Here is an 8,358-nt window from a genome sequence, read left to right as displayed (position 1 = left end):
GACTGAGTACGCCAACCAATGGCACCACACCCAGGAAGGCACTCAAACCGCCCGGTCTTAAAAACCAGCCCGGCCCATGGACAACCCGCACGGGGCCAGTGTGGCTATCCACAGAAATCCACCTTGTTTGCAGTGTTCGATAGCGTTTAGGCGGGCATGTCGGTCTTTGCGGTCATTGATACCGAAACCACCGGCTTTAACAAGCGCTACGACCGCATCATTGAACTTGCTGCCGTGCGCGCTGACGCATACTTCAATCCCGTCGACTCCTGGCACACATTGCTCAACCCTGACACCAAAGCCGTGTCCACTACTCGGGGGACACCCCGCCCACCTCGGCACTCAACCCTGCTGTGGGGGTTACTCGTAGCGAAGCGAGCTGAGCATCCCGGTTTCCATGTGATAGGCGTTATGGCAGTGAAATGCCCACTCACCGGGGTTGTCAGCGATCAGGTCGGCGATCATGGTTTCACCGTGGCGGAGAAGGACGGTGTCCTTGCGTAGTCCGCCGCTGCCGGGCAGCGCCCACGTGTGGCCGTGGATGTGCATGGGGTGGGGCATCATGGTCCTGTTGCGCATGACCATCCGCAGGCGCTGGCCCTCCTGCACGGTCGCGGAGGAGGATTGGCCGTCGGTGAGAATGCTCCATTCGTACGGCATCATCTGCCCGCCCAGGTCGATGCTGACTTCTCGGTCTGGTGTGTCCTCGGGTAGGAGTGCACGGTCTGCTGGCTTCAGGGAGGACAGAAGCAGTCCGGTGGACGACAACTCGGGGAAGTCGACATCGGGGTGGGGGGCTTGGCCGCCGGCGGTGCGGATGACGGCGAAGGCGCGGTCGTCCTTACCCACCGCCAAAGCCGTGAGCGGGAAGATGCCGTCGCCGAGGATGACCTCGACGTCGACACGCTCGCCCATCGACAGGTAGATCGATTCGGTCTCCCTGGGCTGGACGGGGAAGCCGTCGGTGTGGGTGACGGTCATGCGGTGACCACCGAGGGCCACCTTGAAGATGGTGTCACCGCCGGAGTTGATAAACCGCAGGCGGGCCTTGTCGCCCGGGCGAGCCTCGAAGGTCCGGTGAGCACGGGGGATACGTCCGTTGATGAGGTAGTGCGGATAAATCACATCGCCGGCATCCCCGCCCAGTACCCGGTCCGGGGTGCCGTGCATCATCTGGCCGTGACCTCCCATTCCCTTCTTCCCGTTATGGTCGCCTGAACCCATTCCGGTGAGCTTGTCGAGCTCATCGTCGGGAGTGCCCTGAATGCCATCGACCCAGTCGTCGAGCACGATGGTCCACTCGACGTCCTGGTCCTCAGCGTCTTGCGGGTCACGGACGATCAGTGGGGCGTGGAGGCCGCGATCAAGCTGCAGGCCGGAGTGGGAATGGTAGAAGTAGGTGCCACTGTGGGGGACTTCAAAAACATAGGAGAAAGACTCGCCAGGTTCAATGGGGTCCTGGGTCATGCCGGGCACACCGTCGGCTGCGTTGTGGAGTGCGATACCATGCCAGTGGATGGAGGTGCTCTCAGGCAGTTCATTGGTGATATCGACCTGGAGGACGTCGCCGGCGGTGGCCTCAATGGCCGCATCCCCGGTGTCAGAGACGTATCCCCACGTCTTGGCTTCGATGCCGCCGATATCCAGAGAGAGGGGCCGGGCGGTCAGTGTCCGGCGCACCGTCGGCTCACCGAGCGCAGTGGGGGTGGGAGTGGGGCGAAGAGAGGAACCTGGTGCCGAGGCAGCGGGTCCAGGGTCGCTGGTGCAGGCGGCCACGGCCCCGGTGCCGGCGAGGACGAGCCCGCCGAGCAGAAACTGTCGTCGGGAAAATCCGTTCATCATGATTTAACCTTCCTTGGTGTTAGATTTCAGTGACACGGGAGACAGGCGCAGGTGAGGACCCTGCTGAGCCATCACGTCAGGTGCAGGTCTGTGACACAGGTGGCACCATCGTCGGCGGTGGAAAACTCCGCGGTGCCGGTACGCCCCTGGTAGCTGACCTCAATCAGGCCGGTGGCATCATCGGGAAGCCAGAAGCCAATAAACCCGTTGTCGAAGGTGGTTGTCGCCTCGTCCACCAGCACCTCACCGGTCGCCTCATCGGTGATCGTGACCTGGATATCCTCATTGTCGAGTTCCCCCAGGCAGGTCGTGAGGCTGTGGTAGAAGCAGTCGTGGGTGGAGGTGAGATAGGGCGCGATCGAGACATACGTCTGATTGTCGGGAAGATCGACCACGACTTCCTGGTCATCGCTCGAGAGCAGCAGTTCATCGGCACGCACTGAAGCGATCAGATCCGTGGGACGCTCAGTGACCTTCTGCCGGTCGAGGTGATCAATGATCTCCACCGCGTCCATGTCGACCAGGCCATGGGCAGTCAGGAATGTGTCCTGGGACACCGTCCCATCGGCGGTGGGTTCCGGGTCGGCGGCCGAACACCCCGTGAGGGCGAGGGCAAGGGCGGCGGTTGCGATCGCTGCTCGTTTCACGTCAATCTCCTTGGATCGTGGTAAGGCCATAAGAAGACACCGCCTCAAGGTCGATGCCATACCTTTATCTAGCACGGGTGCCTGACGGACTAGAATTCAAAACCCTGCTCGCAGCCTTATAACAGGGCGAAAAAGGGGGTGAATTCGGTGGGCTGGGTCACCACCGGAACACCACCCCACAGCCGTGGGCGATGTCCTTCTACCCGCCCTGGGTATGCGGTGCAGGCAGTGAAATCCCTGGTGGCGCCTGCTGAACCGACCAGGGGAGGCGATGCCGCCGGCCCGGGGTGGGGCACAGGGGTGACGGCGGTCGAAGGGTGATGTTTGAAGATTTGATGAAGATTTTCCCGCCGGGTACTGAGCGAGTGGTATTCCCCCCTAGCCGGAGCGATACTGGGGTCTATGGCTGACCGCACACCGACCACCGCCACGCCCCCGGGGCGGGTGCTGGTCGTCGATGATGAACAACCCCTGGCTCAGATGGTGGCTTCCTACCTCATCCGGGCCGGCTTCGATACCCTCCAGGCGCACACCGGTACCCAGGCCGTGGACGAGGCCCGTCGCTTTTCCCCCGATGTCGTGGTGCTGGATCTGGGGCTGCCCGAACTCGACGGCCTAGAGGTGTGCCGACGGATCCGCACCTTCTCGGACTGCTACATCCTCATGCTCACCGCACGGGGCAGCGAGGACGACAAGATCAGCGGTTTGACCCTAGGGGCGGATGACTACATCACCAAACCTTTTAGCATCCGGGAACTGGTGACCCGGGTGCATGCGGTGCTGCGCCGCCCGCGCACCAGCACCACCCCACCGCAGGTGACCACCCCCTTGATCGTTGGTGACCTCATTCTTGACCCCGTCGCCCATGAGGTGCGGGTGGGGAAGACGACCGTGGAGCTCACTCGTACGGAGTTCGAGCTGCTGGTTGCCCTGGCCCTGCGCCCCGGCCAGGTGCTGACCCGCCACGACCTGGTCACCGAGGTCTGGGACACCACCTGGGTCGGTGATGAACGCATCGTCGATGTCCACATCGGCAACTTGCGTCGCAAGCTTGGCACCGACACCCAGGGCCGGGGGTTTATCGACACCGTGCGTGGCGTGGGCTACCGGGTGGGGCAGCCATGAATCACGGACCCGGCCTGACCTTCCGCTTCCTGGCCGCCCAGGTGTTGGTCGTGGTGATTAGCCTGCTGGTGGCCGCGGCCGTGGCCACGATGGTGGGCCCGTCCCTGTTCCATGATCATATGTTGATGACCGGCCGGGAGGACCCCTCGCTGGAGCTGTTCCATGCCGAGCAGGCCTACCGGGGCGCTAACCTGATCACCCTGGTCGTCGCCCTGCCCACCGCCTTGATCAGCGCCCTGCTGGCCAGCCTGTGGTTATCGCGTCGTTTGCGCACCCCCCTGCAGGATCTCACCCGCGCCGCTACCAGCCTGACGGCCGGCAACTCCCGTATCCGCGTGCCTGCCGGAGAAGCAGGCCCCGAGGTCACCACCCTGGCGCATGCCTTCAACACCATGGCCGACCGGCTGGAACACACCGAACAGGTCCGTCGCCAGATGCTCTCTGATCTGGCCCACGAAATGGGCACCCCCTTATCGGTGCTCACGGTCTACCTCGATGGTCTCCAGGACGGGGTCGTGGACTGGAATAATGCCACCCACACGATCATGGCTGACCAACTCACCCGCCTGACCCGGTTGATGGAAGACATCGACGATGTCTCCCGGGCCCAGGAACACCGGATCGATTTGGACCTGGCGGAGGAAGGGCTCGGGGATCTGCTCCATACCGCCGCTGCTGCCGCGGGGGAAGCTTATGCTGACAAAGGCGTCGATTTACAGGTCGAGACCATTACGGACACCACCCGGGTGCTCGTGGACCGGCAACGCTTCGGCCAGGTGATGAGCAATCTCCTGTCGAACGCGCTACGGCACACCCCGGCCGGCGGGCAGGTCCGGATCAGCGTCCACCGACAGGGGGCGTCCACCGCGCTCATCCACGTCGCCGATGACGGCGAGGGCATCCCACCTGACCAGATCGGACACATCTTCGAACGCTTCTACCGGGGGGATGCCGCCCGCAGCCGGGACAACGGCGGGGCCGGTATCGGTCTGACCATCTCCAAGGCATTGATCGAGGCCCATGGCGGCACTCTCACCGCCACCTCCCCGGGACCCAGTCGCGGAGCGGTGTTTGCCCTCCGCCTCCCGCTGTCCCCTCCCAACAGTGAGGAGGCTGCTCGGTGACCACACCCTGGCCCGCGTGAGGGCCGTGCCCTTCACCCCTTGAAAGTATACCCCCGGGGGGTATACGCTAGGGAATATACCCTAGGGGGTATGCGCTAGAGAGCGGCATCGCCGCACCCCACCGAACTGAAGGAGCTTTCCCATGATCACCTCCCCGCCCCGCCTCTTGCCGATGGCCTCCCACGGCTGCAGCTGTTGCGGACCTGCCTCACGTGCCGACACCGCCTCCATCCCTGCCGCCAGCGACTCGTCAGCAGGAGGGTCCTCCCCTAGCTACCAGGTCACCGGCCTGACCTGCGGGCACTGCGCGAAAAGCGTGACCCAGGCCCTTCAGGCCCTCCCCCAGGTCGACGACGTCCAGATTGATCTCGCTGCTGGTGGTGTTTCCACCGTCACGGTCACCGGTGTCGTACCTCCGGTGATGGTTCGCCGGGCCATCGAGGAGGTCGGCTACACCGTCTTATCCTGATCAGTTTTACTCATCATCTCGACCCCGACCGGGTTGAGCGAAAGGAACGTCATGAGCACTCCCCACCATTCGGGTGATCACCATGGTGATCACCCCGCTCCGGAAACAGACCACACCCACCACCCGGATCATGCCAGCCACGAACACCACGCAGATGCCGACACCCACGGCCAGGCGATGCCCCACGATCACCCGCACTCCGCCCTGGACGAAGACCACCACGTTCATAGTCACGGCGAACACGCCGGACACAGCACCGCAATGTTTCGGGACCGCTTCTGGTGGTCGCTGATTCTGTCCATTCCCGTCGTTATTTTCAGCCCCATGGTCGCCCAGCTGCTCGGCTACCACCTCCCGGCATTCCCCGGATCCACCTGGATCCCCCCGGTGCTAGGCACGATCATCTTCGGCTACGGCGGAACGCCTTTCCTCAAGGGCGGATGGAAAGAACTGAAATCCCGCCAACCCGGGATGATGCTCCTGATCGCCATGGCCATCACCGTGGCGTTTGTCGCCTCCTGGGTCACCACTCTGGGGCTGGGCGGTTTTGAGCTGGACTTCTGGTGGGAGCTGGCCCTGCTGGTGACCATCATGCTGCTGGGCCACTGGTTGGAGATGTCCGCTCTCGGGGCCGCGTCCTCCGCGCTTGACGCGCTGGCTGCCCTGCTGCCGGATGAGGCCGAGAAAGTCATCGACGGGACCACCCGCACCGTGGCCATCTCCGACCTGGTCGTCGACGACGTCGTGCTGGTGAGGGCCGGTGCCCGGGTGCCGGCCGACGGAACCATCCTCGACGGAGCCGCCGAATTCGATGAGGCGATGATCACCGGCGAATCCCGTCCCGTCTTCCGCGACACCGGTGACAAGGCGGTCGCCGGTACTGTGGCCACCGACAACACCGTCCGCATCCGGGTGGAGGCTACCGGCGGGGACACCGCCCTGGCTGGGATCCAACGCATGGTTGCCGACGCCCAGGAGTCCTCCTCCCGGGCCCAGGCCCTGGCGGATCGGGCGGCGGCGTTGTTGTTCTGGTTCGCGCTGATCTCCGCTCTGATCACCGCGGTGGTGTGGACCATCATCGGCAGCCCGGACGATGTCGTGGTGCGCACGGTCACGGTGCTGGTCATCGCCTGCCCGCATGCCCTGGGCCTGGCGATTCCGCTGGTCATTGCGATCTCCAGCGAGCGGGCCGCGAAATCCGGGGTGCTCATCAAGGACCGGATGGCGCTCGAGCGGATGCGCACCATCGACGTGGTGCTCTTCGACAAAACCGGCACCCTGACCGAGGGTGCGCACGCGGTCACCGGTGTCGCGGCAGCTGTCGGCGTCACCGAGGGCGAGCTACTGGCCCTCGCCGCCGCTGCGGAGGCCGACAGCGAGCACCCCGTGGCCCGCGCCATCGTGGCGGCCGCGGCCGCCCATCCCGAGGCCTCCCGTCGGCAAATCCGTGCAACTGGTTTCAGCGCCGCCTCCGGCCGGGGAGTCCGGGCCACTGTCGATGGCGCTGAGATCCTCGTGGGCGGGCCGAACATGCTGCGCGAGTTCAACCTCACCACCCCGGCCGAGCTCACCGACACCACCAGTGCCTGGACCGGGCGTGGGGCCGGTGTGCTCCATATTGTCCGCGACGATCAGATCATCGGTGCGGTGGCCGTCGAGGACAAGATCCGCCCCGAATCCCGCGCCGCTGTGAAAGCCCTGCAGGAACGCGGGGTGAAGGTCGCGATGATCACCGGCGACGCGCAACAGGTGGCCCAGGCGGTTGGTCAGGACCTAGGCATTGATGAGGTCTTCGCCGAGGTCCTGCCCCAGGACAAAGACACCAAGGTCACGCAGCTGCAGGACCGGGGTGTGAGCGTGGCCATGGTCGGTGACGGTGTCAATGACGCCCCCGCTCTGACCCGCGCGGACGTCGGTATCGCCATTGGTGCCGGCACGGATGTGGCCATGGAATCTGCCGGGGTGGTCCTAGCCAGTGATGACCCGCGGGCAGTGCTGTCGATGATTGAGCTGTCCCAGGCCAGCTATCGCAAGATGATCCAGAACCTGATCTGGGCCTCTGGCTACAACATCCTCGCCGTGCCGTTGGCCGCCGGAGTGCTCGCCTCGATCGGGTTCGTGCTGTCCCCGGCCGTGGGCGCGATCTTGATGTCTGCCTCGACCATCGTGGTGGCCCTGAACGCCCAGCTGTTGCACCGCATTGATCTGGATCCGGCTCACCTGGCTCCGACCGACGGGAAGGAGGAACACAGTGGGTCGATATCCCCCGTAACCGTTACTGACTGACCTTGTCTCTCGACCCCTAACTCACACCACCTTTGAAAGGAACGCTCATGAAACGCAGCATTACCCTCGCCGCCTTGGTACTGACCTCCACCCTGGCGCTGACCGCCTGCAGCGACGCCACCGACAACTCCGACGATGCCGACACCACCAGCACCACGACGGCAACCGCAGAGACCAACGAGACCCACCAGGAAGACACCACCACTGCCGACGAAGAGCACGGCGGGCACGACCACCCTGCCGACGGCGGGGCACCGCCGGCAGGCATTGAAGAGGCCGAGGATCCCACGTACCCGGTGGGCACCGAGGTCATCCTCACCGCTGACCACATGCCCGGCATGGACGGGGCCACAGCCACCATTTCCGGGGCGTTTGACACCACGACCTATTCGGTCAGCTACACCCCCACCGAGGGTGGGGCCCCGGTTACCGACCACCGCTGGGTCGTCCATGAGGAGCTCGTCGATCCGGGTCAGGCCCCCCTGCCCGACGGGGCGAGCGTTGTCCTGGATGCCGAGCACATGTCCGGCATGAAGGGTGCTGAGGCCACCATCGATTACTCCACCGAGGAGACGGTCTACATGGTTGATCTCACCGTCGACGGGATGACGATGACCAACCACAAGTGGGTCACCGAGAGCGAGATCCAACCCGCCGAATAGTCCACCCACCCTGAACCGCGAGACCAGACAAGGCACCCGCTCCAGAGTCGGTCATCAATCGCTGCCGACCATGCCGAAGCAAACCAGCCACACACGGAACCTGCACGCCCACAGGGCCCACGCTGAGGTAGGCCTTCTGTGTCACTGCTTCTCTTAGTCAGGGAAATATGCCCTGGAATGACCCTGGTGACAGGCTGTCTCTT

General features: G+C 64.3%; 7 protein-coding genes and 1 pseudogene. 6 read left to right on the top strand and 2 right to left on the bottom strand.

Annotated features, from left to right (window positions below):
- Positions 1–156: 156 nt before the first annotated feature.
- Positions 157–240: pseudogene (locus tag ABRP95_RS11660) on the top strand (exonuclease domain-containing protein); the annotation flags it as partial.
- Between the two features lie 120 nt (positions 241–360).
- On the opposite strand, the gene ABRP95_RS11655 reads toward ABRP95_RS11660, so the two are convergent.
- Both ABRP95_RS11655 and ABRP95_RS11650 read right to left on the bottom strand, forming a co-directional pair.
- Positions 361–1,842, bottom strand: coding sequence for a multicopper oxidase domain-containing protein (locus tag ABRP95_RS11655; RefSeq protein WP_349839477.1), 1,482 nt, complete (start codon positions 1,840–1,842; stop codon positions 361–363).
- 71 nt (positions 1,843–1,913) lie between these two features.
- On the bottom strand, positions 1,914–2,489 hold the full coding sequence (locus ABRP95_RS11650; RefSeq protein WP_284852602.1) for a CueP family metal-binding protein: 576 nt from the start codon (positions 2,487–2,489) through the stop codon (positions 1,914–1,916).
- 402 nt (positions 2,490–2,891) lie between these two features.
- Here ABRP95_RS11650 and copR point away from each other — a divergent pair, with 402 nt between their 5' ends.
- From copR to ABRP95_RS11625, 5 genes are all read left to right on the top strand, one after another.
- Positions 2,892–3,614 carry a two-component system response regulator CopR gene (gene copR / locus ABRP95_RS11645; RefSeq protein WP_284852601.1) on the top strand — a complete coding sequence of 241 codons (723 nt, stop codon included), beginning with the start codon at positions 2,892–2,894 and terminating at the stop codon, positions 3,612–3,614.
- Entirely contained in the window at positions 3,611–4,738 is a 1,128-nt protein-coding gene (copS, locus tag ABRP95_RS11640) for a two-component system sensor histidine kinase CopS (RefSeq protein ID WP_284852600.1), read from the top strand. The genes copR and copS overlap by 4 nt, the downstream gene beginning before the upstream one ends.
- Before the next feature lie 142 nt (positions 4,739–4,880).
- Complete coding sequence (locus tag ABRP95_RS11635; RefSeq protein WP_284852599.1) at positions 4,881–5,207, top strand: heavy-metal-associated domain-containing protein; 327 nt, start codon at positions 4,881–4,883, stop codon at positions 5,205–5,207.
- A gap of 51 nt (positions 5,208–5,258) precedes the next feature.
- The gene (locus tag ABRP95_RS11630; protein WP_349839476.1) at positions 5,259–7,493 is read left to right on the top strand and encodes a copper-translocating P-type ATPase; all 2,235 of its coding nucleotides are present in this window, start codon (positions 5,259–5,261) and stop codon (positions 7,491–7,493) included.
- 47 nt (positions 7,494–7,540) lie between these two features.
- On the top strand, positions 7,541–8,155 hold the full coding sequence (locus ABRP95_RS11625; protein ID WP_049151221.1) for a YdhK family protein: 615 nt from the start codon (positions 7,541–7,543) through the stop codon (positions 8,153–8,155).
- The last annotated feature ends 203 nt before the right edge of the window (positions 8,156–8,358 follow it).

The organism is Corynebacterium sp. KPL2895 (assembly GCF_040225815.1).
Taxonomy (GTDB): domain Bacteria; phylum Actinomycetota; class Actinomycetes; order Mycobacteriales; family Mycobacteriaceae; genus Corynebacterium; species Corynebacterium rhinophilum.
Note: the sequence above shows the minus strand (reverse complement) of the source record. Positions and strands in the feature narration are given on the sequence as shown.

Excerpts from the sequence above, each read along its gene's own strand:
- ABRP95_RS11655 (WP_349839477.1), bottom strand. The coding sequence starts at position 1,842 with ATGATGAACGGATTTTCCCGACGACAGTTTCTGCTCGGCGGGCTCGTC.
- copR (WP_284852601.1), top strand. The coding sequence starts at position 2,892 with ATGGCTGACCGCACACCGACCACCGCCACGCCCCCGGGGCGGGTGCTG.
- copS (WP_284852600.1), top strand. The coding sequence starts at position 3,611 with ATGAATCACGGACCCGGCCTGACCTTCCGCTTCCTGGCCGCCCAGGTG.
- ABRP95_RS11635 (WP_284852599.1), top strand. The coding sequence starts at position 4,881 with ATGATCACCTCCCCGCCCCGCCTCTTGCCGATGGCCTCCCACGGCTGC.
- ABRP95_RS11630 (WP_349839476.1), top strand. The coding sequence starts at position 5,259 with ATGAGCACTCCCCACCATTCGGGTGATCACCATGGTGATCACCCCGCT.
- ABRP95_RS11625 (WP_049151221.1), top strand. The coding sequence starts at position 7,541 with ATGAAACGCAGCATTACCCTCGCCGCCTTGGTACTGACCTCCACCCTG.